General features: G+C 69.2%; 29 protein-coding genes. 10 read left to right on the top strand and 19 right to left on the bottom strand.

The window, feature by feature from the left end; all coding sequences use genetic code 11:
• Positions 1 to 421 precede the first annotated feature (421 nt).
• From DMH03_RS29490 to DMH03_RS29460, 7 genes are all read right to left on the bottom strand, one after another.
• Entirely contained in the window at positions 422 to 1249 is an 828-nt protein-coding gene (locus DMH03_RS29490; RefSeq protein WP_199749062.1) for a carbohydrate ABC transporter permease, read from the bottom strand.
• A 2-nt stretch (positions 1250 to 1251) separates the two neighbouring features.
• Positions 1252 to 2145, bottom strand: coding sequence for a carbohydrate ABC transporter permease (locus DMH03_RS29485; RefSeq protein ID WP_125795222.1), 894 nt, complete (start codon positions 2143 to 2145; stop codon positions 1252 to 1254).
• Between the two features lie 86 nt (positions 2146 to 2231).
• Positions 2232 to 3419: an RNA polymerase sigma factor gene (locus tag DMH03_RS29480; RefSeq protein WP_125795221.1), complete on the bottom strand. Its 1188-nt coding sequence runs from the start codon at positions 3417 to 3419 to the stop codon at positions 2232 to 2234.
• Between the two features lie 5 nt (positions 3420 to 3424).
• Positions 3425 to 3778 carry a YciI family protein gene (locus DMH03_RS29475; protein ID WP_125795220.1) on the bottom strand — a complete coding sequence of 118 codons (354 nt, stop codon included), beginning with the start codon at positions 3776 to 3778 and terminating at the stop codon, positions 3425 to 3427.
• Positions 3779 to 3806: 28 nt separating this feature from the next.
• Positions 3807 to 5627: a glutamine--fructose-6-phosphate transaminase (isomerizing) gene (gene glmS / locus DMH03_RS29470; RefSeq protein ID WP_125795219.1), complete on the bottom strand. Its 1821-nt coding sequence runs from the start codon at positions 5625 to 5627 to the stop codon at positions 3807 to 3809.
• Positions 5628 to 5668: 41 nt separating this feature from the next.
• The gene (locus DMH03_RS29465; RefSeq protein ID WP_125795218.1) at positions 5669 to 5941 is read right to left on the bottom strand and encodes a hypothetical protein; all 273 of its coding nucleotides are present in this window, start codon (positions 5939 to 5941) and stop codon (positions 5669 to 5671) included.
• A 56-nt stretch (positions 5942 to 5997) separates the two neighbouring features.
• Entirely contained in the window at positions 5998 to 7074 is a 1077-nt protein-coding gene (locus DMH03_RS29460) for a M20/M25/M40 family metallo-hydrolase (RefSeq protein WP_125795217.1), read from the bottom strand.
• Positions 7075 to 7123: 49 nt separating this feature from the next.
• Here DMH03_RS29460 and DMH03_RS29455 point away from each other — a divergent pair, with 49 nt between their 5' ends.
• Positions 7124 to 8311, top strand: a complete 1188-nt coding sequence (locus DMH03_RS29455; RefSeq protein ID WP_125795216.1) for a cytochrome P450 — start codon at positions 7124 to 7126, stop codon at positions 8309 to 8311.
• A 25-nt stretch (positions 8312 to 8336) separates the two neighbouring features.
• Positions 8337 to 9311: a helix-turn-helix transcriptional regulator gene (locus DMH03_RS29450; RefSeq protein ID WP_233611707.1), complete on the top strand. Its 975-nt coding sequence runs from the start codon at positions 8337 to 8339 to the stop codon at positions 9309 to 9311.
• Here the strand turns inward: DMH03_RS29450 and DMH03_RS29445 are convergent.
• The 4 genes from DMH03_RS29445 to DMH03_RS29430 form a co-directional block, all read right to left on the bottom strand.
• Complete coding sequence (locus DMH03_RS29445) at positions 9298 to 10062, bottom strand: hypothetical protein (RefSeq protein ID WP_125795215.1); 765 nt, start codon at positions 10060 to 10062, stop codon at positions 9298 to 9300. The genes DMH03_RS29450 and DMH03_RS29445 overlap by 14 nt on opposite strands.
• 9 nt (positions 10063 to 10071) lie before the next feature.
• A complete protein-coding gene (locus tag DMH03_RS29440; protein ID WP_125795214.1) occupies positions 10072 to 10743 on the bottom strand; it encodes a papain-like cysteine protease family protein in 672 nt (223 codons plus the stop codon).
• A 213-nt stretch (positions 10744 to 10956) separates the two neighbouring features.
• Positions 10957 to 12519 (bottom strand): adenylate/guanylate cyclase domain-containing protein, encoded by a 1563-nt coding sequence (locus tag DMH03_RS29435; protein ID WP_125795213.1) that lies wholly within the window; start codon positions 12517 to 12519, stop codon positions 10957 to 10959.
• Positions 12520 to 12581: 62 nt separating this feature from the next.
• Positions 12582 to 13385, bottom strand: a complete 804-nt coding sequence (locus DMH03_RS29430; protein WP_125795212.1) for a class I SAM-dependent methyltransferase — start codon at positions 13383 to 13385, stop codon at positions 12582 to 12584.
• A gap of 69 nt (positions 13386 to 13454) precedes the next feature.
• Here DMH03_RS29430 and DMH03_RS29425 point away from each other — a divergent pair, with 69 nt between their 5' ends.
• Complete coding sequence (locus DMH03_RS29425; protein WP_125795211.1) at positions 13455 to 13916, top strand: peroxiredoxin; 462 nt, start codon at positions 13455 to 13457, stop codon at positions 13914 to 13916.
• Positions 13917 to 14441: 525 nt separating this feature from the next.
• On the opposite strand, the gene DMH03_RS29420 is transcribed toward DMH03_RS29425, so the two are convergent.
• Entirely contained in the window at positions 14442 to 15134 is a 693-nt protein-coding gene (locus DMH03_RS29420; RefSeq protein WP_125795210.1) for a MerR family transcriptional regulator, read from the bottom strand.
• 80 nt (positions 15135 to 15214) lie between these two features.
• Here DMH03_RS29420 and DMH03_RS29415 point away from each other — a divergent pair, with 80 nt between their 5' ends.
• The 3 genes from DMH03_RS29415 (at position 15215) to DMH03_RS29405 (ending at position 17798) form a co-directional block, all read left to right on the top strand.
• Positions 15215 to 15691 carry a DUF6194 family protein gene (locus DMH03_RS29415; protein WP_125795209.1) on the top strand — a complete coding sequence of 159 codons (477 nt, stop codon included), beginning with the start codon at positions 15215 to 15217 and terminating at the stop codon, positions 15689 to 15691.
• A 21-nt stretch (positions 15692 to 15712) separates the two neighbouring features.
• On the top strand, positions 15713 to 16417 hold the full coding sequence (locus DMH03_RS29410) for a TioE family transcriptional regulator (RefSeq protein ID WP_125795208.1): 705 nt from the start codon (positions 15713 to 15715) through the stop codon (positions 16415 to 16417).
• A 220-nt stretch (positions 16418 to 16637) separates the two neighbouring features.
• Positions 16638 to 17798 (top strand): S1 family peptidase, encoded by a 1161-nt coding sequence (locus DMH03_RS29405; RefSeq protein ID WP_125795207.1) that lies wholly within the window; start codon positions 16638 to 16640, stop codon positions 17796 to 17798.
• Positions 17799 to 17848: 50 nt separating this feature from the next.
• On the opposite strand, the gene DMH03_RS29400 is transcribed toward DMH03_RS29405, so the two are convergent.
• The 4 genes from DMH03_RS29400 to DMH03_RS42150 all read right to left on the bottom strand — a co-directional run bounded on the left by DMH03_RS29400 (position 17849) and on the right by DMH03_RS42150 (position 19342).
• Entirely contained in the window at positions 17849 to 18328 is a 480-nt protein-coding gene (locus tag DMH03_RS29400) for a DinB family protein (RefSeq protein ID WP_125795472.1), read from the bottom strand.
• Between the two features lie 90 nt (positions 18329 to 18418).
• Positions 18419 to 18727 (bottom strand): alpha/beta fold hydrolase, encoded by a 309-nt coding sequence (locus DMH03_RS29395; protein WP_370310927.1) that lies wholly within the window; start codon positions 18725 to 18727, stop codon positions 18419 to 18421.
• Between the two features lie 13 nt (positions 18728 to 18740).
• Positions 18741 to 19205 (bottom strand): DinB family protein, encoded by a 465-nt coding sequence (locus DMH03_RS29390; protein ID WP_125795206.1) that lies wholly within the window; start codon positions 19203 to 19205, stop codon positions 18741 to 18743.
• Complete coding sequence (locus DMH03_RS42150) at positions 19202 to 19342, bottom strand: hypothetical protein (protein ID WP_158633130.1); 141 nt, start codon at positions 19340 to 19342, stop codon at positions 19202 to 19204. The genes DMH03_RS29390 and DMH03_RS42150 overlap by 4 nt, the downstream gene beginning before the upstream one ends.
• A gap of 201 nt (positions 19343 to 19543) precedes the next feature.
• Between DMH03_RS42150 and DMH03_RS29385 the strand changes: the two genes are divergently transcribed.
• Positions 19544 to 20116 carry a helix-turn-helix domain-containing protein gene (locus DMH03_RS29385; protein WP_125795205.1) on the top strand — a complete coding sequence of 191 codons (573 nt, stop codon included), beginning with the start codon at positions 19544 to 19546 and terminating at the stop codon, positions 20114 to 20116.
• On the opposite strand, the gene DMH03_RS29380 is transcribed toward DMH03_RS29385, so the two are convergent.
• A complete protein-coding gene (locus tag DMH03_RS29380) occupies positions 20113 to 20715 on the bottom strand; it encodes a response regulator transcription factor (protein WP_125795204.1) in 603 nt (200 codons plus the stop codon). The genes DMH03_RS29385 and DMH03_RS29380 overlap by 4 nt on opposite strands.
• Positions 20712 to 21815, bottom strand: coding sequence for a sensor histidine kinase (locus DMH03_RS29375; RefSeq protein ID WP_125795471.1), 1104 nt, complete (start codon positions 21813 to 21815; stop codon positions 20712 to 20714). Before DMH03_RS29375 ends, DMH03_RS29380 begins: the two co-directional genes overlap by 4 nt.
• A 119-nt stretch (positions 21816 to 21934) precedes the next feature.
• Between DMH03_RS29375 and DMH03_RS29370 the strand changes: the two genes are divergently transcribed.
• The 3 genes from DMH03_RS29370 to DMH03_RS29360 are packed head-to-tail and all read left to right on the top strand — an operon-like array spanning position 21935 to position 25055.
• On the top strand, positions 21935 to 22813 hold the full coding sequence (locus DMH03_RS29370) for an ABC transporter ATP-binding protein (protein WP_199749061.1): 879 nt from the start codon (positions 21935 to 21937) through the stop codon (positions 22811 to 22813).
• A 26-nt stretch (positions 22814 to 22839) separates the two neighbouring features.
• Positions 22840 to 23559 carry an ABC transporter permease gene (locus DMH03_RS29365; RefSeq protein ID WP_125795469.1) on the top strand — a complete coding sequence of 240 codons (720 nt, stop codon included), beginning with the start codon at positions 22840 to 22842 and terminating at the stop codon, positions 23557 to 23559.
• Positions 23556 to 25055, top strand: a complete 1500-nt coding sequence (locus tag DMH03_RS29360; RefSeq protein ID WP_125795203.1) for an alpha/beta hydrolase — start codon at positions 23556 to 23558, stop codon at positions 25053 to 25055. The genes DMH03_RS29365 and DMH03_RS29360 overlap by 4 nt, the downstream gene beginning before the upstream one ends.
• On the opposite strand, the gene DMH03_RS29355 is transcribed toward DMH03_RS29360, so the two are convergent.
• Positions 25010 to 26458, bottom strand: a complete 1449-nt coding sequence (locus tag DMH03_RS29355; protein ID WP_233611706.1) for an alpha/beta hydrolase — start codon at positions 26456 to 26458, stop codon at positions 25010 to 25012. The two genes, DMH03_RS29360 and DMH03_RS29355, sit on opposite strands and share 46 nt — an antisense overlap.
• Positions 26459 to 26516 lie beyond the last annotated feature (58 nt).

Below are 26516 nucleotides of genomic sequence, written 5' to 3'. Positions count from 1 at the left end.
GGGGCTGGATCCGCTCACGGTCACGCAGAGGTGCCCCGCGTCACCACGCTCTGGTCTGGCCTGGCAGTGCCTGCGGAACCACTCGCTGCCTATCGACATCACCGAAAAACGGCAACGGCCCGCCTGCCAGCCCGAACCCAGGCGCCCAACGCGACACGCGAATCAGCCCCGTGGCGCGCCACGCATGACGCCGTCGCCGAAATACGGCAACAGCCCGTGCCCACGACGAGTCGCACTGGTCTTGTTACCGAAATACGGCCATGACTCGATCGAGGCTGGAATCCGCTCACGGTCACGCAGAGGTGCCCCGCGTGACCACGCTCCGGCCCGGCCCGGCAGCGGCTGCGGAACCACTCGCTGTTCATCGACATCACCGAAAAACGGCTACAGACCGACCCCCGGAGCTCAACGCGACCCCAAATCAGCCCCGTGGCGCGCCACGCATGACCCCGTCGACCACCTTCCTCGCCAGCACGATGAACAGCACGATCACGGGCAGCACGCCGATCGTGGCCGCGGTCAGCATCAGCGAGTAGTCGGTGAAGTAGCCGCTCGCCAGCCGCGACAGCGCCACCTGGACGGTCGGATGCGCGTTGGGGTCGAGCACGATCAACGGCCAGAAGAAGTCGTTCCACGCCGTCATGAACGTCAACATCCCGAGCACGGCTGCCTGGGGGCGGACGGCGGGCAGGGCGACGCTCCAGAACAGCCGCACCGTCGAACAGCCGTCGACTCGGCCGGCGTCGAGCAGTTCGCCGGGGATCGCCTCCTCGCACGCCTGCCGCATCCAGAACACGCTGAAGGCGCCGACCAGCCCCGGCACGATCACCGCCTCCAGCCGCCCGTACCAGCCGAGTTCGCCGACCACCAGGTAGAGCGGGATCACCCCGAGCTGGGCCGGCACCATGGCGGTGCCGATGACGACCAGGAAGAGCGAGTCGCGGCCGGGGAAACGCAGGCGCGCGAAGGCGAATCCGGCCATGCTGGAGAGCAGCACGTTCGACACGGTCACCGTGCCGGCGACGATCAGCGAGTTCTGCATCGCCAGCCAGAAATCGACGGTGTCGAAGACCTTGGCCACGTTCTCGATCAGGTTGCCGCCGGGCAGCAGCGGCGGAGTCGTCTCGCCGAGCGCGGAATTGTCCTTCGAGGACACCACGAACGACCAGTACAGCGGGAAGATCGACGCGATGGCGACGGCGAGCAGCAGCCCGTAGACGACGAATCCGGTCCGTTCCCTCGCCGCCACGGTCACTCACCTCCCCGCATCCGGCGCACGAGCGAGAAGTTGACCAGTGCGAAGCCGGCCGAAAACAGGAAGAGCAGCCACGCGATGGCCGCCGCGTATCCGGCGTCGAACTCGCCGAACCCCTTCTCGTACAAGTACATGGCGAGCGTCTGGAACTGGCGGTCGGCACCGCCGGTGCCGTTGGTCCCGGTGTCGTCGAACAACTGCGGTTCGGCGAACAACTGCAACCCGCCGATGGTCGAGACGACGACGGTGAAGGCGATGGTCGGGCGGATCGCGGGCACGGTGATCGACCAGAAGGTGCGCCAGCGCGAGGCGCCGTCGAGCATGGCGGCGTCGTAGCGTTCCTGCGGCACGGACTGCATGGCCGCGAGATACAGCAGCGCGTTGTAGCCGGTCCAGCGCCACATCACCATCACGCTGATCGCGACGTGCGCGGCGAACCGGTCCGTCCGCCAGTCCACCGGGTCGAGCCCCACCAGGCCCAGCACCCAGTTGACGACGCCGTAGTCCTCGGCGAAGAGCTGGCTGAACACCAGCGCCACCGCGACCACCGAGACGACGTTGGGCAACAGCACACTGGCCCGCCACAGGGTCCGCGCACGCAACGGGCGGTCGAGGAGTGCCGCGAGCCCGAGCGCGGCCAGCAGTTGCGGGACGGTCGAAAGGACGAAGATGCTGACCGTGTTGAAAAGCGCGTTGTAGAACTTCGGGTCCTGGAGCAGGACGGCGAAGTTGCCGAGACCGGCGAACCCGGTGTCACCGTTGACCAGATGCCAGTGGTGTAACGCCACCCAGGCGGTGTAGAGCAGCGGGAACAGACCGAACACGCCGAACAGGACGTAGAACGGCGCTGTCATCAGATATCCGGCGAGTCGCTCGCCCGTACGCTTCAACCGGTGATCACCTTGACGCCTGCCCGGGTGATCTCGTCGGCCGGCAGCACCGTCCGTCGCGCTGCCGCTCTTCGGTGTAGAACGCCTCACGGGGACACGAGGCGTGCCCGGCGGTCCTCCAGGAAGGCCCGTTCGGTGTCGTTGGTGGCCAAGGCGATCGCCTCGTCGTAGGCGGCGATGGCTTCCGAAGCCCGGCCCAGGCGGGCGAGCAGGTTCGCGCGGGTGGCGGGCAGATGGTGGTAGCCCGGCAGATCCAGCTCGGCGATCCCGTCCAGTGCCGCCGCCGGGCCGTGCACCTCGGCGACGGCGACCGCGCGGTTGAGCGCGACGATCGGTGTCGGGGTGAGCCGCCACAGCCGGTCGTAGAGCGCCAGCACCTGCGTCCAGTCGGTCGACGATCCGTCCGTGTGCACGGCGTTGATCGCGGCCTGCACCTGGTACGGGCCCGGCCGGTCGACACGAAGGCATCGCCGCACCAGTTCGTGCCCCTCGGCGATCAGTTCGCGATTCCACAAGGACCGGTCCTGGTCCGCGAGCACCACCAGCTCACCGGACGGCCCGACCCGCGCCGGCCGCCGCGCTTCGGTGAGCAGGAGCAACGCCAGCAGCCCGAGCACCTCCGGTTCGTCCGGCATCAGCTCGATGAGCGCCCTCGTCAGGCGGATCGCCTCCAGACAGAGATCCGTCCGCAGCAGGTCTCCCGACGTGGACGTGTATCCCTCGTTGAAGACCAGGTAGAGCACGGTGAGCACGGAACCCAGCCGATCGGCGAGTTCGTCGTCCCGCGGCACCCGGTACGGGATGCCCGCGTCGCGGATCTTCTTCTTCGCGCGGACGATCCGCTGGGACACGGTCGCTTCCGGGACGAGGTACGCCCGCGCGATCTCCCCCACCTCCAGCCCGCCGAGCAGCCGCAGGGTGAGCGCGGTCCGCGCGAGCGGCGAAAGCGCCGGATGGCAGCAGGTGAAGATCATGCGGAGCTGGTCGTCACGCACCGGCCCGGCCTCGGCGGGCTCCTCCGGCTGGTGCAGCAGCAAGGCCTGCGCGTGCCGGGACTCACGGGTGGATTCCCGGCGCAGGCGGTCGATCGCCCGGTTCCGGGCGGTGGTGACGATCCAGCCGCCCGGGTTGGGCGGTGGCTCGGCCCACTTCTCGACCGCGGTCGCGAACGCGTCCTGAACCGCCTCCTCGGCGAGCGAGATGTCGCCGAGGAGGCGGGTCAGGGTGGCCACGCACCGGCCGTACTCCGCCCGGTAGATCCCGTCGAAATCCATCGACGTCAACGCCGCGGGTCGCCGAACGGCCGCACTTCGATCGGCTGCCCGCAGGCGAGCGCGCATTTCTCGGCCCAGGCCAGCGCTTGATCGAGGTCGTCGACCTGGATCACCCAAAACCCGCCGAGCTGTTCCTTCGTCTCGGCGAACGGCCCATCGGTGATCGTGGTCGTGCCGCCTTCGGGACGGACGACCGTGGAGACGTCCGAGTGCTCCAGGCCGCCCACGAAGACCCAGGACCCGGCGGCCTTCATCGCGTCGGTGACCTCGCCGGTCCTGGCCATCATCGCCCGGACCTCGTCCTCGGGCGCGTCCCGTGTGCTCTCGTCGAGCTGGACGGCGAGCAGGTACTGCCTCATGACTGAACCCCTTCGACGGCTCAGGAGATCATTCCACGGTGACGGACTTCGCGAGATTCCGCGGCTTGTCGATGTCGTGGCCGAGGATCAGCGCGGCGTGATAAGCCAGCAGCTGCAGCGGGATCGTGAGCAGGATCGGGTCGAGTTCCGGCTCCGAACGCGGGACGACGAATCGCGGCACGTCGAGATCGCCGAAGTCCACGTCGTCGTGGGTGATCGCCAGCACCTGGCCCTTGCGTGCCTTGATCTGCTGCATCGCGGCCAGGTTGCGGTCGGCGAGGTCGTCGGACGGCACGATCGCGACCGTCGGCAGCTCCTCGTCGATCAGCGCGAGCGGGCCGTGCTTGAGCTCCGAGGTCTGGTAGGCCTCGGCGTGCCGGTACGAGATCTCCTTGAACTTCTGCGCGCCCTCCCGCGCCACCGGGAAGCCGCGGACCCGGCCGATGAAGAACAGGCTCCGCGCGTCCGCGCAGATCTTGGCGTGCTCGGCGATCCGGTCCTCCGCCTCGACGATCTCCGCGACCTGCTTCGGCAACGCGCGGAGTGCCGCGACGATCCGCTGTCCGTCCGCATTGGACAGATCGCGGACGCGGCCGAGCGCCAGCGCGATCATCGCGAAACCGACGGCCATGTTGGTGAGCGCCTTGGTCGAAGCGACGGCGATCTCCGGACCGGCGTGCAGGTACAGGCCGCCGTCGCAGGCCCGCGCGATGCTCGAGCCGACGACGTTCACGAGGCCGACCACCCGGCCACCCTTGCGTTTGACCTCTTCGACGGCGAACGCGGTGTCCGCAGTTTCGCCGGACTGGCTGACCGCGATGTAGAGCGTGTCCGCTTCGATGATGGGGTTGCGGTAGCGGAACTCGGACGCGGCCTCCGCGTCGGCCGGGACCCGCGCGAGGTCCTCGATCATGGTCGCGCCGATCTGGCCCGCGTAGTACGCCGAGCCGCAGCCGAGGATCTTCACCCTCGCGAAACCACGCAGGTCACGGGGAGTCAGGTTCAGACCGTCCAAACGGGACACTCCGAACCGGTCGTCGAGACGGCCCCGGATCATGCGCTCCAGGCATTCCGGCTGCTCCTGGATCTCCTTGTACATGTAGTGCCGGTGCCCGCCGAGGTCGAGGTCGTCGGCCTGGATGTCGATGGCCGTGGCGGCCTTGCCGGTGTCGCTCTCGTCGACGGTGAAGGTGCGGTAGCCGGTGGCCGAGACGCTGGCGAACTCGCCGTCGTCGAGGTGCACCACCTGCGAGGTGTGCCGGACCAGCGCGGACAGGTCGCTGGCCACGAACATCTCGCGGTCGCCGACGCCGATGATCAGCGGCGAACCGTTCCGCGCGACCACGACACGGTCGGGGTGTTCGGTATCGGTCACGGCGATCGCGTAGGTGCCGGTGACGCGCGAAACGGCCTCGACGACCGCGTCTTCGAGGGTCTTCGCGCCCGACCTCGCGACGAGGTGGGCGAGCACCTCGGTGTCGGTCTCCGACGTCAGCGTCACCCCGGCCTGCGTCAGCTGCTCGCGCAGCGCGTCGGCGTTGTCGATGATCCCGTTGTGCACCACCGAGATCCGGCCGTCCTCGGAAACGTGCGGATGGGCGTTGGCCTCGGTCGCCGGACCGTGCGTCGCCCACCTCGTATGCCCGATGCCGACCTTGCCCGCGAGCCGTTTGGGCAGGGCCGCGGTCAGATTCCGCACCCGCCCCACGATCCGGTGCACCTGGGCGCCTTTACCGCCCAGGACGGAGATCCCGGCCGAGTCGTAGCCGCGGTATTCCAGCCGCGTCAGCCCCTCGATCAGGATCGGGGCGGCGTTCTGGCCGCCGATGTAGCCGACGATTCCGCACATGACGAGTCAACCTCACAAAAGAAACGGACGGGCGTGTTCCGTCAGCCGTAGACGATGCGGCGCAGTTGCCGCTCGGACAGGTCGGGAGGCGCGACGAGACGACGGCTCAGTTCGACGGCGATCCGGGGGAAGATCTCGGGATTCTTCCTGCCCTCGGCCTGCAACCGGGCATGCCGCTCCCGGACGTACTGCTCGACCGGCTGCCGGTAGAACGCCAGGACGTCCTCGACGACACGGGCGGCGATGGCCGTCGACAGACCCGTCGACAAGGCAACCTGCTCGACGATGTCCGCGTCCTCCACGGAGCCCATCATGCACATCGGGACCCCGAAACGCCAGTTCTTGCCCGAAATCGGGCAAGACTTGCGGTTCAGTGCCCCCTGATCGCCGTCACCAGGCCGGTGACGAGGTCCACCCGCTCCGCCATCGACTCGACCAGCAGATACTCGTGATCGGCGTGCGCACCGCCGCCGCCGGCGCCCAGCCCGTCGAGGGTCGGGACGCCGATCGCGGCGGTCAGGTTGCCGTCGCTCCCGCCGCCGACGGCCACCCCGGCGACTCCGGGCAGCAGCCGTCCGGCGACGGCGAAGAGGTCCGCGGCGGCGGACCCGGGCATCGGCGGCCGGTGGATCCCGCCCCGCACCACGATTTCCGCCCCTTCTAGGCGCGGGGTCAGCGCGGCGAACCCCGCTTCGACGCGCTCCTTCTCCGCGGCGGACTCGACCCGTACGTCGACCACGACGGTCGCGGAGGCGGGCACGACGTTGCTCGCCGTTCCCGCCGAGGCGACGGCCGGAGTGACGCTCGTCCCGATCTCGGGCCTGCCGAGCGCGACGATGTCCAGTACCTGATGCGCGGCTTCGGTCAGCGCGTTCACGCCTGCCTCCGGCTCGAGGCCGGCGTGCGACGCCCGGCCGGTGATGACGACCTCGAACGTGCCGCAGCCCTTGCGGGCGATCTTGAGGCCGCCGCCGTCGGCCGCGCCTTCGAACACCAGCACCGTGCCGCAAGCGCGGGCGCGCTCCTCGATGAGCGCCCGGGATTCGTGCGAACCCGTTTCCTCGTCGGCCGTCACCAGGATCTCGACGCCGGTCAGATCGTCGAGCGCCGCCAGGCCGTGGATCGCCTGCACCAATCCGCCGAGCATGTCGAACACCCCCGGTCCGGTCACCCGGCCGTCGGTCACCGCGAACGGGCGGCGCGCCAACGTGCCGATCGGGAACACGGTGTCGTGATGCCCCAGGATCAGCACGCGCGGCTCACCGCCGCCGGACCACCGGACGTGCGGTCCCGCCGCGCTCTCCACCAGGGTCGCCGTTCCGCCGAGACGGGCCTCGACGAGAGCGGCCACGGCCTCGGCCGATGCCGTCAAAGCCTTGATGTCCCCCGAAGGTGACTCGATCTCGACAAGCGTCCTGAGGTCTTCGATCATCGCGTCGGCTGTCATGCGAACACTTTCGCGTATGCGCCGTCGTAACCGCGCATAGGATCGGGTGATGCTCGAAAACCTGCTCACGCCGGAGACCAGGACCGATCCGTATCCGTTCTACCGCCAGGTCTTCGCCCGAGGTCCGGTGTTCGAGGCCGCCGACCGGTTCTTCGTGGTGAGCGGGTTCGAGGAGGCGTCCGCGGTACTGAAGAATCCCGCGTTCGGGCACCCGGAGCCCGAAGTGCTGCCGAATCCGCACGAGAACGAGCCGGTCGACGAGCAGGGCCGCGTGATCCGGTCGTTCCTCGGACTCGATCCGCCCGATCACACGAGGCTGCGGCGGCTGGTCTCGAAGGCGTTCACGCCGAGGATGGTCGAGCAACTCGCCCCGAGGGTCGACGAACTGGCGAAGGAACTGGTGTCGAAAGCGCTCGAAATGGGCGAATTCGACCTGATGACCGAGATCGCGAAACCGCTGCCGGTCGTCGTGATCAGCGAGATGCTCGGGGTGCCCCTGGCCGACCGCGCCCGCTTCGAAGGGTGGTCGCACGCCATGGGGCGCGCGCTCGACCCGTCGTTCCTGATCGCGAAGGAGACCGTCGCCGCGGCTGTCGCGGCCCGGCGCGAGTTCGTCGCCTACTTCCGTGAACTGGCGAAGGAACGGCGGAAACGGCCGACCGGCGACCTGTTCTCCGATCTGGTGTCGGTGTCCGACGAGGGCGACCGGCTCAGCGAGGGCGAACTGGTGATCACCGCGATGCTCCTGCTGGTCGCCGGGCACGAGACGACGACCAACCTGATCGGCAACGGGATCCTCGCGCTGCTGAACCATCCTGAGCAGCACCGGAAACTGGCCGAAGACCGCTCGAAGATCCCGAACGCGGTCGAAGAGATGCTCCGGTACGACTCCCCCGTCCAGCTGACCACGCGCACCGCCTTGCGGGACGCGACCGTCGGCGACCGATCCGTCGGCGAAGGCGCGCAAACGGTCGTACTGCTGGGAGCGGCCAACCGCGACCCTCGCGTCCACGAGAACCCGGACGGCTTCGACGTCGACCGTCCCTCGACGAGGCATCTCGCGCTGGGGCAGGGTATCCACTTCTGTCTCGGCGCCCCGCTGGCACGCCTTGAGGGCCGGACCGTGTTCGAGGCGCTGCTCGCCGCCGGCCGCGCCTTCCACCGGACGGCCGATCCGGTCTGGGTGAAGCAGGTGACACTGCGCGGCCTCGAAAGCCTGCGGCTCGAATTCGCCTGAAAGTCCGGTTTTCGACCTTAGGCGGTTGCCGACCGGCGCCGGACTGCGCATGCTTTGCGCCAACCCGGCGTCGGTGGGGGTGTCCATGTACCAGGAACGCGAGGTCAGACCCAGCCCGTTCCCCCGCGCGCTTTCCGAAGCGGTGGAGCACCGCGGGCTTTCCCTGTCCCGGATCCGCGCGCATTTGGCGGCACGTGGGGTTTCCGTGGCCGAATCGACCTTGAGCTACTGGCAGCGCGGGCTCCGGCATCCGTCGACACCGCGCTCGCTCGACGTCGTCCGCGCGCTCGAAGCCGTGCTGGGGCTGCCCGCGGACAGTCTCGTCGTCCTGATCGGCCCGCAACGGCGGCCGCCCGGCGACGACCGCAGGCCCTCCTTGCCGGAGCTGCGGCAGAGCTGGGCCGAAACCTGCTCGCTGCTGGACGAACTGAGCGAAACACCCGGCGCGGCGGGAAACGCGAAGCTCGACGTCGTGACCGTCGTCGACGTGCTGACCATGACCGCCGAAGGCCGGATCTCGGAGATCGCCTCGACCATGGTGGTGCGGGCCAGGGAACCCGGCGCGGACGGTTTCGTGGTGACCCATCAGGACGAGCCCGGCACCGACATGGAGGCGACGACGGTCTTCGCCACCGACGGATGCCGAAGAGGCAGAGTGCGCCGAAGCGCCTCTTCGCCGGGGATGGTGTTCGAGCTCCTCTTCGACCGAGGCCTGGCCGAAGGGGAAACGCACACCTTCGCGTTCACGTTGCGCCTGGCCGCGTCGGTCCGTTCGACCTGTTTCCACCGGACGGTGCGCTCCCGCATGTCGGCGTATCTGCTCCGGATGCGCTTCGACGCCGGCGCGATCCCGGCCCGCTGCGTCAAAACCGTGCGGGAGCGCGAAGAACTGGCCCCCGTGGTCAGCGAGCCGCTGCACCCCGGGCCGGGCGCGACGGTCAGTGCCTACTTCGAGGATCTCGGCGTCGGGATAGCGGGCATCGACCTCATCTGGGAGTGAGGCGGCGTTTCCGCCACACCGCGACCAGCACGACTCCCACCCCGGCGGCGATCAGACCGGCCACGATCGCGACCGGCGGCCCGGTGTCGTCGGGCGGGGTCACGGCCTGCGTGAAGCCGAGCCCGCGGTCGCGCTGGTAGTCCGATCCCGGCAGTTTGTCGGCGTAGCGGCCGTGTACTTCCCGCTGATAATCGGAAAGCGGGACTAACTTTCCCACCGGCGACTGCGGCAGGCTCGCCTGCAAAAGCACGACACCATCGGGGCCCAGTTCGTACCAGCCGTTGATCTGGGGTTCGTTGAGCAGGACCGAACCGGGTTTCAGCCGCGCGCTCAGGGTTTCTTCGTCGTTGCCGGAGAACACGCTCGCCGCGACCCACTTTCCCGCGCCTTCGGGCATCGTCTGCAGCGTGGCCTTCTGGCCGGAATCCGCGGTGGCCGTCACGGCGACGGATCTCAGCACGCCCGCCGGCGCACCGGCGATGCCCCTGACGAAGTCGGGATTGAGGGTGTAGACCGGGATTCCCTTCTCCCCCATGGTGATCCGCTGGGGTTCGATCCGGGTGACCTGCCGGAAGTTCGATCTCGCGAGGCCGATCGCGTCCGGCTGCCCGGCGACACGCACGGCGGCCGCGAGATCGCCGTCCGAAGGCGGGACGACTCCCTCGCCAGCCGCGGCGGGAAGCGTGGCGGGCAGCAGCGTCGCGACGGCCACCGCGAGACAACCGGCGAACTTCCGGCAGATCGTGTTCATGATCGCGGCTCAGCCCTTCCGGATGTTGACGATGGTGTCGTTCCAGCGGAACTGGCCGTTGCTGCGGTACTGGTTGTAGTTCCAGGTCTGGTAGCGCTGATACGTCGGCCACGGGTCACCGACCATGATCGACTGGTTCGCCGAGTCGTAGCCGTAGATCACCTCGGCGTGGCCACCGCCGGAGGTCCAGTAGATCCCCGTCAGGTTCAGGATCCCGGCGTCGATCTGGCTGACGACGGAGCTGAAACCGATGGGCCCGCCCGCGTCCTGCGCGGAGAAGCCGGTGCCGCGGAAACCGCGGACGATCTCGGGGATCTGGGCGGGCTGGTTCGGGCAGTACCCGGCCGACGTGCCCTTGCCCGCGGCGCAGAACTGGGCCTGGGTGGCGGTGCCGCCCATCGACCGCTCGATGCTCGAACCGTCCGCCGCCCAGCACCATTGGTTGTACTGCTGCACTTGCTGGGTGTAGTTCAGCTGCTTGGACGCGGCGGTCGCGGCGACCGTCATCGCGGTTCCCGCCACCGGCGCGATCTCGCGCACCTGGGTGTGGGTCTGGGTCTGGATCAGGCCGTGGGGCCGGTCCCCGGCGTCGCCGGGCTGCGCGAGGGCGGTGGCGGGCAGCATGCCCAGCGCGAAGACGGCGGCTCCGGTGGCCAGCGCGGCCCTCGAAAGGCTCTTCACAGATGTCTCCTTTGACACGGGGATGGGGAGATCACCGTGCGCCGCCCCGGCTTCGGGAACAACGCCCTCACCAGGCGCGAAGGAGCCGCTGTGATCGTTCACAGGACCGGAACGCGCTCGCGTGCCAGGAAACATCGGGTCCGTGCACGGCGGAGCGAGGGCCGCCGCGCAAGATTCACGGCCCCTTCACAAAGGCTGTGAATCCACCACAGGTCAGGCCTTGGGGGTCGCGAGTGTGGTGGGCCGAGTGCGGCCCCGCAACGTGACGTCCTCCGTCGCCTTCCACTGGGCGGCCTCGTCTTCGGCCGCCGACTCGATCGCCGTCCACGAAGCGAGCAACCGGGCTTCGACGTTCTTCGCCAGTTCGGTCAGCCGGGCGGCTTCGTTGACCGGGTCGCCGATCACCGTGTACTCGAACCGCCGCGGGTCGCCGACGTTCCCGGCGACCACCTCACCCGTCGCCACGCCGATCCCGGCCGGGCAGTCGGGCACCTCGGCCGCCAGCCTGCGCGAAATCGCCCGGCCGGCGGACAGCGCGAGGGTCGCGTGGTCCTCCAGCCGCACCGGTGCGCCGAAGATCGCCAGCGCGGCGTCACCGACGAACTTGTTGACCAGCCCGTGGTTGCGGTCGACCTCGTCGACCACCACCGCGAAGAACCGGTTGAGCAGGCCGACGACCTCCTCGGGCGGACGGCTCGCGGCCAGCGCGGTCGACCCGATCAGGTCGACGAACAACACCGACACCGTCCGCACCGTGCCGCCGAGTTCGGCGGACGTGCGCATCGCCTCGATCGCGACGTCCTCGCCGACATGCCTGCCGAACAGGTCGCGCAAACGTTCGCGTTCCGCGAGACCGGCGGCCATCCCGTTGAAGCCCGCTTGCAGCAGACCGAGTTCGGTGCCGTCGTAGACCGGGATCTCCACGGCGAAGTCGCCGGCACGCACCCGGCCGAGCGCGTGCTGCACCGACCGGATCGGGTTCACCACGGCGCGGGCGGTGAACACGGTCACCAGCAGACCGAAGACCAGCACCACCAGGCCGAGCGCGATGACCGAGATGGCGAGCTTCGTGGTCGACACGTCACCGCGCGCCCACGCCAGCACCGCCGTGACCACCAGTCCGGCCACCGGCACTCCGGTGCCGAGGCACCAGAACAGCAGCATCCGCAGATTGACCCCGCCGCTGAGCCGCCGCGCCGGCGAGGTGCCCGTCAGCGCCAAGGCCGCGTACGGCCGCAGGATGAACTCTCCCGCCAGATAAGCGATCGCGCAGACGACCACGCCCGCGAACGCGACGACGAGCAGTTCGGTGAGCACGACCTTCGGCTGCACCAGCGCGGCCAGCACGCCGAAGACCACGGTCGCGACGCCCCACAGCACCGCCTGCACCAGCGTCAGGCGCAACGGGACACGAAGACTCGCCGCACGCTCCTCGTCGGTCGGCGTCCGGCCGTCGGCCGCCCAGCGCAACGTCCGCAACGCGCCGCGGGTGCCCCACAGCGCGCCCACGACCACGGCGGAGACCACGTAGACGGGGACCGCGATCGCGGTGACCCGGACGAGATCGCCGGACATGCCGGGCGCGGGCATGAGCAGGGCCGCCAGCCCGACCACGACCAGCGCGCCGATGACGTTGGTCGCGATCAGCGTTCCGGTGAGCAGTCCCTGGACGCGGCGCCGCAACACGGCCGAGTCCTGATCGAGCGGGCCGAGCAGCCAGGAGCCGAACGGTCCTTGCCCGCGGCCCCGAACAGTGGAGTCGTTGTCTGGTCGCACCCGTGTCCCACCCGTTCACCCCGGTTTGAGTGAACGACTGTACACCGAAGCGGACGCGGTCGTCAGCGGACCGTGCCGGAGCCGATCAGCGTCGTCGCGTCGAGTTCTGTCACGCCTTCGGCACGCAGGGAATCGAGGTAGCGCTCACGCACCTGCTCGACGGCGCCGGGTTCGAGGTCGGCGAGAAGACCGCGGAACCCGGAGCCGATGACGACCAGCCAGGCGACCTCCGGTGTCATGGTCAGCCGCAGCTCGTTGACCACGACGTCCACATCGGACAGATTCCGCCCGGAAAGCCATGCGGTATAAGTGTCGGCTTGGTTGACGCGGTCGATCAAACTCGGTTCCCGTTCCGGTGGCGGCGCGGACTCGGTCACCGCGGCCACCGCGCGGCCGAGGTGACGGCCCGCCGCCACCATGGATCCACCGCGCCAGATGGTGAACACGGCCCGGCCGCCGGACCGGGCCCGGGAGATCAGCCGCTCGGTGCCGTCCGTCATGTCGGGAAAGAAGAAGATGCCGAGCGCGGACTGCACGACGTCGTAGCCGCCCGTGTCCCACGCCGTCGCGTCGGCTTCGTGCGCGCGCAACTGCGGCAAGTCCGCCGAACGACGGCGCAACTCGCCGATCATCGGGCCGGAGAGGTCGATCGCGTCCACCACACCGCCGGCCCCGGCAGCGCGCGCCGCGGGAATCGCCGAGGCCCCGGTGCCGCAGCAGGCGTCGAGGACACGGTCACCTTCACCGATTCCGGCGGCCGCCACCGTGGCCGCGCCGATCGGCTCCCACAGATGACGGCCCAGCGCGGTGAAATCGGCGGCCGCGGCGTCGAAAGCGCGCCGGGTTCCCACTTCGCGAGAAGACATGCCGCGACGATATCCGGTTCGGCACCCGTTGACACCGATCCGGCGCGCCCACGGCTCCGAATACCGGACATGGACCAAGGAGACCTCGCCCCGGACTTCACCCTGCCCGACGACACCGGCCGGGACCGCACGCTGTCGGACTTCCTGACCGTCGGCCCGGTCGTCCTGTTCTTCTACCCCGCCGCGATGACCGGGGGCTGCACCGCCGAGAGCTGCCACTTCCGCGACCTGGCCGCGGAATTCGGCGCGGTCGGTGCTCACCGCGTCGGGATCAGTCCGGACGGGATCACCAAACAGCGGCAATTCTCCACGCTGCGCGGCTTCGACTACCCGCTTCTGTCCGATGCGGACGGAAGTGTCGCCAAACAGTTCGGCGTATGGCGCCGGTTCAGCCCGCTGCACGCCAAACGACGCACCTTCGTGATCGGCACCGACCGCCGGATCCTCGCGGTGATCAAGAGCGAGCTGAAGTTCGACGTCCACGCCGACAAGGCGCTCGCGGCCCTGCGGGAACGGACGCCCACCACCTGACTTCCGCCTCGTGAGCGGTAAGGACGGTCCTACGTACCACTCACGAGGGCTTGACCGGCTCGGTACCTCGGCAAGGTGTGAAGGTCGGGTTTCCTCGGCTGAGCCGAGGGAAGGGGGCCTTCACGCGCCACTGTTGTGACTGCTGGTGCCTGTGGGGCGAACGTGGCGATTATCGCCGTCCGTGAAGGCCTCCTTGAGGGACTCTGGGTCCCTCAAGGAGGCCTTCACGGACCGGGCCTGGCACCAACCCGCAGCCGAAATCCACGTCGGTACCTAAGCCGCCGGTTCTAACCGTCCCTACCACTCACGAGGTCCGGTAGGCGATGTCGCGTGATTGGACGGACGACACACGTGATCCGGCGGACGACACGCGTGACTGGACGGACGACACGAACGCGGCCGGGTTCCGCCGCGAGCCGTCCGTCCGATCACGCGTGTCGTCCCTCCAAGCACGTGTGTCGTCCATCCAGTCACGCGAAACGGCCACTCGCGCACCGGCAGTACTCACCTAAGACACCCTTGGCCCTAACTGTCCTTACCACTCATGAGGCGGGACAGCTCGGCGGTGCCGTCGAAAAGCGCCCGCGAGCGGGCCGTGATCCCGGCGTCTCGCACGGAGAGCGCGGCCGCGACGTCCTCCAGCCGCCGGGATCGCCGCAGCTCCGGCATCAGGGCCCGAAGGGGCGCGACGCGGTACCCGGCCAGCCGCAGCTGCTGCACGATCCGCGCGTCCCGCACCTGGGACGGCGTGTACCGCCGCGTCCCCCGCTCGTCGCGGCCGGGGACGACGAGCCGTTCCGCGTCCCAGTGGCGCAACGTCGAAGGACGCACGCCGAGCGCCGACGCCAGTTCGGAGACGCTCATCGAGTCCGAGCCGCGGACGTCCGCGATCGGTTCGCGGGAGATCACCCGGACGGCTTCCCTGGCCTCCTTGAGATCCGCGCGTTCGGCGTCGAGCCCGGCGTGGGCGGCGTCGAGGAGCGCGAGGACGTCGGGGAGCGGATCCCGATGCAGAGCGCGGACGATCTTCTTCGCTTCGACCGGCCCCACTCCGGCGGCGAGCGCGCGATAGGCCAGCGCGGACCGGAGATGGATCTCCTCGTAGCTCCGGTAGCCCGAGGCCGTCCGCGTCGCCGCGGGGAGCACGCCGTCACGTTCGAGGTTGCGCACCTGCTGCACGGAGTAGCCCGCCAGGCGAGCGATCTCCGCTGTGCGCATCGATTTGAGACTTGACACCTTCACCCCGTCGAAAACGTACCCGAACCCTCCATAAGCACTTTAATGCGACGCTTGAGCACATGAACATCGACGACATCATCGGCTTCGTTTCGGACCTCGACGGCGTCCTGACCCTCACGCCGGGACCGGGCGACGAGTGGCCGGAGCTCAGCTGGGGCGACGCGTTCTTCTACTACTCCCCCGACGGCGTCGTCCCGGCGAACGTCCAGCCCTTCGCGACGGTCGTGACCAAGAACTACCCCGGCGACGAGGCCTCGCGGCTGGACCGGCCGGATGCCTTCCGCGTGAACATCCACGCGGGCAAGGAGGAGTTCACCCGCCTGCTCGGCCGCGCTCCCCGGGACGCGGCCGAAACCGACGTCGACCCCGCCGTCGAAGACACCGTGATCGCCCACCCCGTCTACGGGACCGCGGGCTGGCTGGCGGTGGTGAACCCGGCGTCGAAGACCGAAGCGGTCGTCCGCGAACTGCTCGGCACGGCCTACCGGCTGGCCCGGGCGCGGTACGAACGGCGCGCGGACTCCTCGCGCGGTTAGCGGACCGAATATCGTGGGGCGGTGGGCCGAAACCTTCAAACCCGCGAGCGGCTCAGGCCGGTCGACCTGGCACGTGAGCACGGCCTGTCCACGCAGGCCGTCCGCAATTACGAGGCGGACGGCATCCTCCCCGCCGCCGAACGCGGTCCGCACGGCTATCGCACCTACACGCCCCGGCACGCCCAAGCCTTGCGGGCGTTCCTGGCTCTCGTGCCCGGGCACGGTCACGCGACGGCGGCGTCGATCATGGAGGCGGTCAACCGGGACGCGGTCGAGGAAGCGCTCCGGCTCGTCGACGAGAGCCACGCGCAGCTGCTCGAGGATCGCCGCACCCTCCAGGCCGTCGCGGAAGCGCTCCGCGATCTCGAACCCGTGCCGCAGGAGCGGGGTGAGATGTTCGTCGGTCCGCTGGCCGGGAAACTCGGCGTCCGGCCGGCCACGCTGCGCGAATGGGAGCGCGCGGGCCTTCTCCGGCCCGGACGCGACCCGCGGACCGGCTACCGCGTCTACAGCGCGGCCGACGTGCGCGACGCCAAGCTGACCCGTCAGCTCCGGCGGGGCGGCTACCTCTTGGAGCGGATAGCGCCGCTGATCGACCAGGTCCGCTCGGCCGGGGGTGTCGTGCCGCTCGAGTCGACACTGAGCGACTGGCACTCGCGGCTCTCGGCGAGGGGCCGGGCCCTGCTCTCCGGCGCCGCCGCGCTGAACACCTACCTCGACTGCTGACACTTTTCGGACAATGACACTCCCGCGCAATTGAATTCGCGACGATTCACGCCTTTTCGCCTACGAAAGTAGGAGCGTGATCACGGAACCTACTTTCGGCGCTACGGCGAGGAAGACGGGCGCTCGTACTGTGCGTGACATCGAGATGAACCGCCCGGTCCCTGCCGTTTAGAACATATCCCGGCGGTTCGTCGTTCCCTCCTTATCGAAGGAAATTCGCATGCGAATTCGCGGACCCGTCATGCTCACCCTGCTGAGCGTTTGCGCCGGAATCGGCGCCTTCGCCGTCCCGGCGACCGCCGCGCCGGCCACCGCCTACGACCAGACGATGCTGGAGACCCTCGCCGCCCAGCTCCGCGTCAGCCCGCTTCAGGCCGCGCAGAAGCTGGACCACGAGAAGAACCTGATCGCCTCGCTCGAGAGCATCAGAACACGCGGTCTCCACACCGACGGCGCGTACTTCGACGACGCCGGCGCCCTCGTGGTGAACGCCGCCGACGCCGGATCCGCCGAAGCGCTCCGCTCGGCCGGGCTGACCCCGCGCACCGGCGCCCTTGGTGAGAACGCGCTGAACGCCCTGTCCGCCACCGTCGGCAAGGTGATCGGCAAGGACGTCGGCCAGGTGCAGGCGTGGGGTCCGGAACTCGCGGCCGACAAGGTCGTCGTCACCGTGCAGCCGGGTGCCGACAGCGCGCTCGTCCACCGCCTCACGGCACTGTCCGGTGTGGCGGTCCAGACCGGTGTCGCCAACGGCAACACCACGCAGGCCGACGTCATCCCCGGCCAGATCATGGATCTCGACCCCGGCACCAACTGCTCGCTCGGCTTCCCCGGCACCACCAGCAACGGCAACAACGTGCTGCTCACCGCCGGGCACTGCGTCGAAGGCAACCCGGACATCCTGAACCGCAACGGCGTCCACATCGGACGGGGCGTCGCCACCCAGTTCCCGTCGGCCGACATGGGCCTGATGGACATCGACGCCGAGGACACCGGCCGCGGCTACGTGGACACCCGCAAGGGCACCACGGTGCGGATCACCGGCAGCTCGAAGGCGCCGGTCGGCACCACGCTGTGCAAGGCGGGCAACACCACCGGCTGGACCTGCGGCAAGATCACCGCTTACAACCAGACCGTCCGCTACAGCGGCGAAAGCGTCGCCACCTCCGGGCTGGCGAAGTCGACCGTGTGCACCGAGGGCGGCGACAGCGGCGGCGCCTACATCGCGGGCAACACCGCGCAGGGCATGACCTCCGGCGGCCCCGCCGACGGGCACGACTGCGGCTGGAACCAGGGCTCCAACGCCACCGGTTCGTACTCGTACTACCAGCCGGTCGTGGACGCGGCGAACAAGTACGGGGTCACGCTGACCCGTTCCTGACGAAGAACGCCCGATGGCGGGGAGCGCCTGCTCCCCGCCATCGGGCTTTGTCACGCGTTCAGGATCTGCTCCCGCAGGATGTCCGCGTGGCCGCCGTGCTGGGCGAGCTCACGCAGCAGGTGCAGGTACACCCACCGCAGCGGGAGCGGGCCACGCCGGTTGCCGTGGAGCAGGTCGTCCAGTTCGAGGGCCGAAGCCGCCTCACGCGACGCCTCGCAGGCTTCGCGATACGCCTGCCGCACGGTGGCGATCGTGTCCTCCTCGTCGAGGATGAACGATTCGTCAGGCGTGGCGGGGAGGCCGATCTCGGTGCGCGGGCGGCAGGTGACGGCTTCGTCGAACCACACCTTTTCCACGAAGGTCGCGTGCTTCACCAGACCGAGCAGAGTCGTGCGGGAGGGAACGAGCGACCGGCGCGCCTGCTCTTCGGTCAACCCCTCCAAGCAGTTGTCGAGCACCCGGCGATGTTCGTCGAGGAATACCTCGAACTGTTCGCGGAAAGGATGGTTGAGGACGTCCAACGAGCGCATCGGAGAAGAGGACACGGGCGAAGCATCGCAAAAGTCCTCGATCACGGGCAACCGAGTTGCGCTACTTCAGGAACTTGACCAGTTCGGCGCTCACGAACTCCGGATTCTCCTCGGCGGGCCAATGTCCAGCCCGCGGCACGGGTTTCGCGATCTCGGCGTCGTCGAAGGGCGACGGCGCCCCAGGGCCGCCGAACGCGGTCCCCGAGTAGGCGAGCTTGGTGAGGTCGCCGGGGAACTGCGCGGCGAGCCGGCGCTGTCGCCGAGACCGGGCAGGTCGAGGGCGTACACCGTGAAGTGCTCGGCCAGCGCGGGCATGACGCGGTGCCAGCCGTACCAGGTCCGCGGCCAGCCGTGCGGCAGGACGAGGGCCACGGCGACCGCGGCGGCTCGGTGAAGCATGGAAGTCTCCGTTTCAGCGCCCGGTGGCGCCGTCGATCAGTTCGCGCAGGATGTCGGCGTGGCCCGCGTGCCGTGCGGTTTCCTCGATCAGATGGGTCAGCGTCCAGCGCCGCGATCCCCGGCGGGGTCCCGGCGCGGCGAGGTCGTCCCATGACGCGATTTCGGCGTTCGCCTCGGCGATGGTTTCCCGGTACGCGGCGAGAATCGACGCCGCCGTGTCGTCGGGTCCCGGATGGAACGTCGCCTTCCAATCGGCGACGCGGTGGCCGAGCAGCCAATGCCGTTCCACCTGGGTCAGGTGGTTGACCAGGCCCAGCAGATTCGTCCCCGACGGCACGCCGGGAGTGCGGGCTCGCTCTTCCGGCACTCCTTCGGCCTTCGCCGCGACCGCGGAACGCAGGTAGTCGAGGAACCCGGCGAGCACGTCCTTCTCGCCAGGGCCTGTCGAAGGCGGCCCGGCGTCGCGTTTACGGCTCATCGCCCGGCCCTCCGGAGGATCAGGACGTGGTCGATCACGGTCGCGGTCCGGCCTTCCGGGCCGGTGGCCAGGCGTTCGGCCGCCTCCGCACGGTCGATCGACCATTCCGCCTGGTCGAGATCCAGTCCGGCCGCCACGGCACCCGGAGTGGGGTACTCGCCGTCCTGGTCCCACGACCAAGGTCGGCGATCTCGGCCAGCCTCGCGTTCACCTTCGGCGTTCCGGCGGCACGCCGTTCGTGGAGTTCGTCCCAGAATTCCGTCGCGTTCATGACCACACCTTCGCCTCAGCGCAGCCGAATTGGCACGAAAACTTGCCGACCTGGCAAGATCGGCGGCATGGCGGACGAGACGGACGAGGTACTGGACTCGGTGGGCCCCCGGTTGCGCGCCCTGCGCAAACACCGTGGCCTGACACTGGCCGAATTGTCGGTGGCGACCGGGATCTCGGAAAGCACGTTGTCACGGCTGGAAAGCGGCGGACGACGACCCACGCTGGAACTGCTGCTCCCGCTGGCCCGCGTGCACGGCGTGCCGCTCGACGACCTCGTCGGCGCTCCCCGTACCGGCGATCCGCGCATCCATTTGCAGCCGATCCACCGCCACGGCATGACGTTCCTGCCGCTCACCAGGCGCGCCGGCGGAGTGCAGGCGTTCAAGATGCTCATCCCCAGCCGCGACGAACCGGCGGAACCCAGCCCGAAGACGCACGGCGGCTACGAATGGGTGTATGTCCTCAATGGACAGTTGCGGCTGGTGGTCGGCGACCGTGACCTGGTGCTGCCGCCCGGCGAGGCCGCCGAATTCGACACCGCGCTGCCGCATTGGCTCGGCTCGGCCGACGGTCGCGCCGTCGAAACCCTCGTCCTGTTCGGACCGCAGGGCGAGCGCGCCCACGTCCGGCCACGCTAGAGCCAGTCGTGCTCGCGGGCGTACCTGGCCGCCTGGTGCCGGGTCTGCGTCTGGGTCTTCTGCATGGCGTTCGAGAGATAGTTCCGCACCGTGCCCTGCGCGAGGTGGAGCCGGGCGGCGATCTCGGCGACGGAATAGCCTTCGCCGGTCACCCGCAGAACCTCCAGTTCCCGCTCGGTCAGCGGGCAGTCGTCGACGACGGCGAGCGCGGAGACGTCCGGGTCGATCCAGCGTTTGCCCTGGTGCAGGGCGGCGATGACGAAGGTGATGTGCGACGGTTCGGCCGCCTTGCTGACGAAGCCCTGCACCCCGAGTTTGAGTGCTTTGCGGAGCACGCCGGGTTTCGCATGCCTGGTCAGCATGAGGATGACCTGGTTCGGCCGGGTACGGCGGATCTCCGCGACCGCGCCGAGGCCGTCCACGCCGGGCATTTCGAGGTCGATGACGAGGACGTCGGGCTCGTGCCGCAGGGTGGCCTCGACGGCCTGCTCGCCGTTCTCCGCTTCGGCCAGGACGGTGATCTCGCCTTCGAGCGGGAGCAGCGCGGCCATCGCCTTGCGCAGCAGGGCTTCGTCGTCGGCGAGCACCACCGTGGTCATGATTCCTCCCGGGCCGGGAAGGAGGCGGCCGTCACGAACTGCCCGTCTTCCTGTTCCACCGTCAGTTCGCCGCCGTCCGCGGCGACGCGTTGCCGGAGCGCGGCCAGCCCTCGGAGTTCGGGCAGCGGCCCTCGCTGGGCGCCGTCGTTGACGATACCGATGCTCCATTCCGACAGGGTGATCCGCACACGGGTCGCCTGCGCGTGGCGGAGGATATTGGTCGTGGTCTCACGCAGCACCTGGCCGAGCAGCCTTCCCGCCTCCGGATCGACGTCCGCCTCCCGGTTGACGCGCACGCGGATCCCCGCGGCCTCGAAAAGGTTCCTCGCGTTCTCCAGTTCGGCGGACAGGTTGAGCCGTCGCTGGGCATAGGCGAGTTCCTTCGTCTGGGTGATCGTGTCGGCCACGAGCGCGTGGATCTCCCCCAGTTCCTGTTTGGCCCGTTCGGCGTCGATGTCCACCAGCTTCCTGGCGAGCGCGGTCTTCAGCTTCACCACGTGCAGCGTGTGCCCCTGGATGTCGTGCAAGTCGCCGGCGAACCGGACACGTTCGCGGATCACGGCCAATTCCGCCTCCCGCTCGCGCGACTCCTCGAGTTCCTTGACGACGTCGTAGAACCGCTTGTTGGGGAACATGAGGCCGAGCACGACGGCGGTGATCGCGGCCGGGACGAAGACGAAACTGGTCAGCTCCCCGGTGACGTCCTCGTCGGAGGCCAGGAGCCGCATGGCGCCCACGCCCGCGATGTACACGATGAGCGCGACAGCCGCCGCGACCCGGTGGCGGGGCAACTGGGGGACGACGAGCGAGCCCACGAGGAAGACGCCGAAGAACGCCGAACTGCCGCCCGCCACCAGCACCGAGAACGGCCACACGGCCGCCGTGACGACCAGGCACGGGATCGCGACCCGCAGGACCTCCCCCGCCGCCCACCGCACGAACGCGACCATGGCCGCCAGCACGCCCGCGCCGAGGACGACCGCCTGCCACCAGGTCCGCGCGTCCGACGCCACCACGACCACCCCGCCGACGACGAGCAGCGGGAAGAACATGGTGAGGTTGAGCCTGCGCAGTTTTCCCTGCGCCGGCTCGGTGTCCACATCAGACATGGGACCAGTATCGGCCCTCCGCGACGGCGGGCACCAGTGACACCACGTCATGGGTCGGTGGTGACGTGACGGCACTGCCTTTGCCGGGCCCCGGCGGGTGAGATCTGGGTATGACACCAGTGATCGACGTTGAGCGGCTGAACCTGAAATACGGCGACTTCCACGCCGTGAAGGACCTGTCCTTCCAGGTCCGGCGAGGCGAATTCTATGCCTTGCTTGGCACGAACGGGGCCGGGAAGACCTCGACCCTCGAAACCCTGGAAGGACACCGGACACCGACCTCCGGCACGGTCCGGGTGCTGGGCAAGAGCCCGCGTGACCGCGCCGCCGTCCGCCCCGAGATGGGGATCATGTTGCAGGAGAGCGGATTCTCGCCGGATCTGACGGTCAAGGAGTCGGTCCGCCTGATCGGGACGCTGACCCGGCGCACGGACCGGCTCGAACGGGTACTCGGCATCGTGGACCTGACCCGCAAGGCCGACACGAAAGTGTCACAGCTTTCCGGTGGCGAGAAGCGGCGGCTCGACTTCGCGACCGCGGTGTACGGCTCGCCGCGGCTGGTGTTCCTGGACGAGCCGACGACCGGTCTGGACATCCAGTCGCGGGACGCGCTGTGGGACGCCGTCGACAAACTGCGCGAGGACGGTTCGACGATCGTGCTCACCACGCATTACCTGGAAGAGGCGCAGCAGCGCGCCGACCGCGTCGGGCTGATGCACCGCGGGACCTTCCACCGGGAGGGCACGGTCTCCGAACTGACGCGGACGCTGCCCGCCGTGATCCGGTTCTCGCTGCCGCCCTCGGCTCCGGCGCTGCCTCTGCAAGGCAGGCGCGAGACCGACGGGAAGTTCGTCATCGAGACCCACGGCCTGCAGAAGGACCTGCATGTCCTGTTGCGGTGGGCGCAGGATCACGCGATCGACCTGCAGGACCTCGAAGCGGGACCGACCCGGCTCGACGACGTGTTCCGCGCCATCGACAACGACTAGCCAACTATCCACAAAGGACCGAAATGATGCTTTCGATAGCCCGTGGCGAGCTGATCCAGATCTTCCGGAACCGCTCCGTCCTGATCACCAGCTTCGTGATGCCTGTCGCCGTCTCCGCGTTCTTCATCCACCAGCACGAAATCTTCGCCAAGATCGGCAGCCTCGGTTACATCGCGGCGATCGTGATGTTCACCGTCTGCGCTTTCGGTCTCTACGCCAGCTCGGTGACCACGCTCGCCTCGCGACGGCAGAACCTGTTCCTCAAACGGTTGCGCTCCACCGCGGCCGGTGACGGCTCCATCCTGGTCGGGCTGGTCCTGCCGGTCACCGTCATCGCGCTCGTCCAGGTGGCCGTGATCATGACCGTGCTGGGCGTGGTCACCGGAAAGCCCGCGAACATCGCCCTGCTGGCCGTGGCGGTACTCGCCACCGTCGCCATGATGATCGGCCTCGGCCTGGCCACCGCGGGCCTGACCAACTCCCCCGAGCACGCCCAGGTCACCACCCTGCCGGTCAGTCTCGGCGTCCTCGGCGTGGCGACCTGGGTCGGCATCTCCGGCACCGACGAGCTACCGCTGCTCAAGCGGCTACTTCCCGGAGGTTCGGCCACCGAACTCGCCGTCAACGCCTGGAACGGCGGCGTCGCGGTCGCCGATTCGCTGCTCCTGCTCGCCCCGACACTGGCCTGGGTCATCGTCGCCGTCGTCCTGGCTTCCAAACTCTTCCGCTGGGAGCCGCGCCGATGACCCTGCGCAAAGCGCTACCTCTTGTACTCGCGGCCGCCCTGGTGACCGCGGCGACCCCCGCCGTCGCGTCCACGGCTCCCCCGCCGAACTGGGGGTCGTGCCCGGAAGAGGCGTCGGGCCTCGGACTGGAGTGCGGCACCATCGAGGTTCCGCTGGACTACCGCGCCCCCGGTGGGAAGACCATCGAGATCGCGATCTCGCGGCTCGCGAGCACCAAGCCGGAAAAGCGCCGCGGCGTGCTGCTGACCAACACCGGCGGCCCCGGCGGTGAAGGCCTGGCCTATCCGGCCACTCTCAAAAAGCTGAACATCCCGCAGGAGGTGCTGGACACCTACGACGTGATCGGGATGGACCCGCGAGGCGTCCACAACAGCACACCGGTGACCTGCGGGCTGTCGACCGCGGAGCATCCGACCAACATCCCGAGGTACGCGCGCGACTCCGCCGACGTGACGACGGAGGCCCAGCGGGTGGCCGCCGTCGCCGCGAAATGCGGTTCGTCGGCCACCGCGCCGCTCCTGCCGTACATGACCACCGCCAACACCGCCCGCGACCTGGACCGCGTCCGCGAGGCGCTCGGCGAGCGGAAGGTGAACTACTTCGGCATCTCGTACGGCACCTACCTCGGTTCGGTGTACACGTCGTTGTTCCCGGAGCGCAGCGACCGGTTCCTGATCGACAGCGCCACCGGCCCCGGCGGCTGGGACGCCTCCTTCTCGCGATTGTTCGGGCAGGGTGTCGAAGACCGCTTCCCCGACTTCGCGAAGTTCGCCGCCTCGAAGCCCGAATACGGCCTGGGCCGGACGCCGGCACAGGTGACGGCGAAGTACTTCGAACTCGCCGCGCGGCTGGACAGGACGCCGAGCCCGGACGGCTACAACGGCCAGGTGTTCCGCCACGTCACCTTCGCCGAGCTCTACTACGACAACAGCTTGCCGCATCTGGCCGAGACCTGGCGCGCGCTCGACACCGGGAAACCCGTACCACCCGCCACCTCCGGGCAGTCGTCCACCGGCGTGCCTTGGCCGTCGGACAACTACCTCGCGAGCCAGCTGCACGTGATCTGCAACGACTCCGACTGGCCGGAGGACGTCGGGACGTACCGGCGCAACGTCGCGATCGACCGGTTCCGCCACCCGCTGTTCGGCGCGGCGGCCGCGAACATCACGCCGTGCGCGTTCTGGCCGTCCGAACCGATCGAACCGCCGGTGAAGATCACCGGCCGCGGCCCGTCGAACGTGCTGATCGTGCAGAACCTCCGCGACCCGGCCACGCCGCTGACGGGAGCGCGGAAACTGCGTGAGGCCTTCGGCGACCGCGCCAGGATGGTCACCGTCGACCAGGGCGGGCATCTGGCGTACCTGTTCAAGGACAACGAATGCGCCAACGACCTCGCGACGGAGTTCCTGGTCACCGGCGCGCGGCCGCGGCACGATCTCGCCTGCGGGAGTCAGGGGCAGGTCCGGTCCGCGGGGAGCGCTCCGCTGAGCAAGTAGTCCCGCACGGCCGTGTCGACGCACGCGTCGCCCTTCAAGAAGACCGAGTGGCGGTACGCGCCTTCCACCGTCACCAGGCGCGATCCGGCGAGCGCCCTGCGCATGGCGAGTTGCCCCGCGTAGGGCGTCGCGGGGTCGCCGGTCGAGCCGAGAAGCAAGGCCGGTGAGCCGTTGTGGATCCGGGTGGCGGGTTCGGCGGGGGCCACGGGCCAGAACGCGCAGGGCGCGATGTTGCGCGCCAGCGGGCCGAACAGCGGCTCGGCGGACCGATGCGCCTGGATGTCCCGGTAGTACGTCGCCGGCTCGCGGGAAGCCGCGCGATCCGCGCAGACGACCGGCGTCCCGGCCCGGTCGGCGGCGGCGCCGGATCCGGTCGTCAGGCCGTCGAGGAGCGCGTTCAACGCCGCCGAAGGCGTGACGGGAAGACCCGCCGCCGCATCGCGGAGTGTCCGCACGGTGGTGGCGAACTCGGCCTGCGACGCGGGCCGGTCGTCATAAAGGTTCGCGAAGAACAGATACGGCACCATATGACCGTCCACTGTGTACTTCCCGACCTTGAACGGCCGCCGCTCGGCCGCTCGGGCGATGTCCCGCACGGTCTGCTCGCCCAGTCCTCGTCCCGCGGCGGACTTCGCCCAGTTCCTCAACGCCGCGTCGAGCGCCGGAGCGGTCGGGCGGAGCAGCCCCGGCCCGAAAACGTCGGGATCGACCGCCGAATCGAGCACGAACCGATCGGCCCGCGCGCCGAACATCTGGAGGTACACCGCGCCGAGGTAGGTCCCATAGGAGGCACCGATGTAGGAGATCTTCCGCTCGCCGAGCGCGGCACGCACGACGTCCATGTCCCGGGCGGTGTTACGGGTGGAGGCGGCCCGCAGAAACTCGTGATCATTGCCAGAACAGCCGCGCGCCAACTCTTTCGCGAAAGCAACACTCTCACCGAACGACCTGACGTCCGGCCCGGCCGAACGCGTGAACGTATCGGTGTTCCAAGCGCACCGCAGCGGCGAACTACGCCCGACGAACCGGGGATCCATGCCGACGAGGTCGTACTCCGCCGCGATCTCCGGCATCGACGACCCGGCCAGCACCAACTCCATCGCCGGACCACCCGGCCCGCCCGGATTGAGCAGCACCGCGCCGCGGCGGCGCGCGGGATCGGTGGCCTTGACCCGTGCCAGCGCGACGGTGATCTCGCGGCCCCGCGGCCGCCGGTAGTCGACCGGCACGGCGACGTCGCCGCATTGCGCACCGGCCTTGTCCAGTTCGGCGCCGAGGGTGTCGCCGGGACCGGTCGTGCAGTCGTGCCAGGTGATCGAGGGCGTCAGTGCGGCGGCGGGTGTTGCCGATGTCAGGGCGGCGGTGAGGACGAGGGCCGCCACGATGGCTGTTTTCTTGGGCAACCCGGGCTCCTTGCTGTCGATTTCGTGGCTTCAGGGTAGGAGCGGGAGCTGTGTGCGG

Origin of the sequence: Amycolatopsis sp. WAC 01376, from assembly GCF_003947415.1 — a bacterium.
Taxonomy (GTDB): domain Bacteria; phylum Actinomycetota; class Actinomycetes; order Mycobacteriales; family Pseudonocardiaceae; genus Amycolatopsis.
The sequence above is the reverse complement of the archived record's forward strand: the minus strand, read 5'-3'. Positions and strand labels throughout refer to the sequence as shown.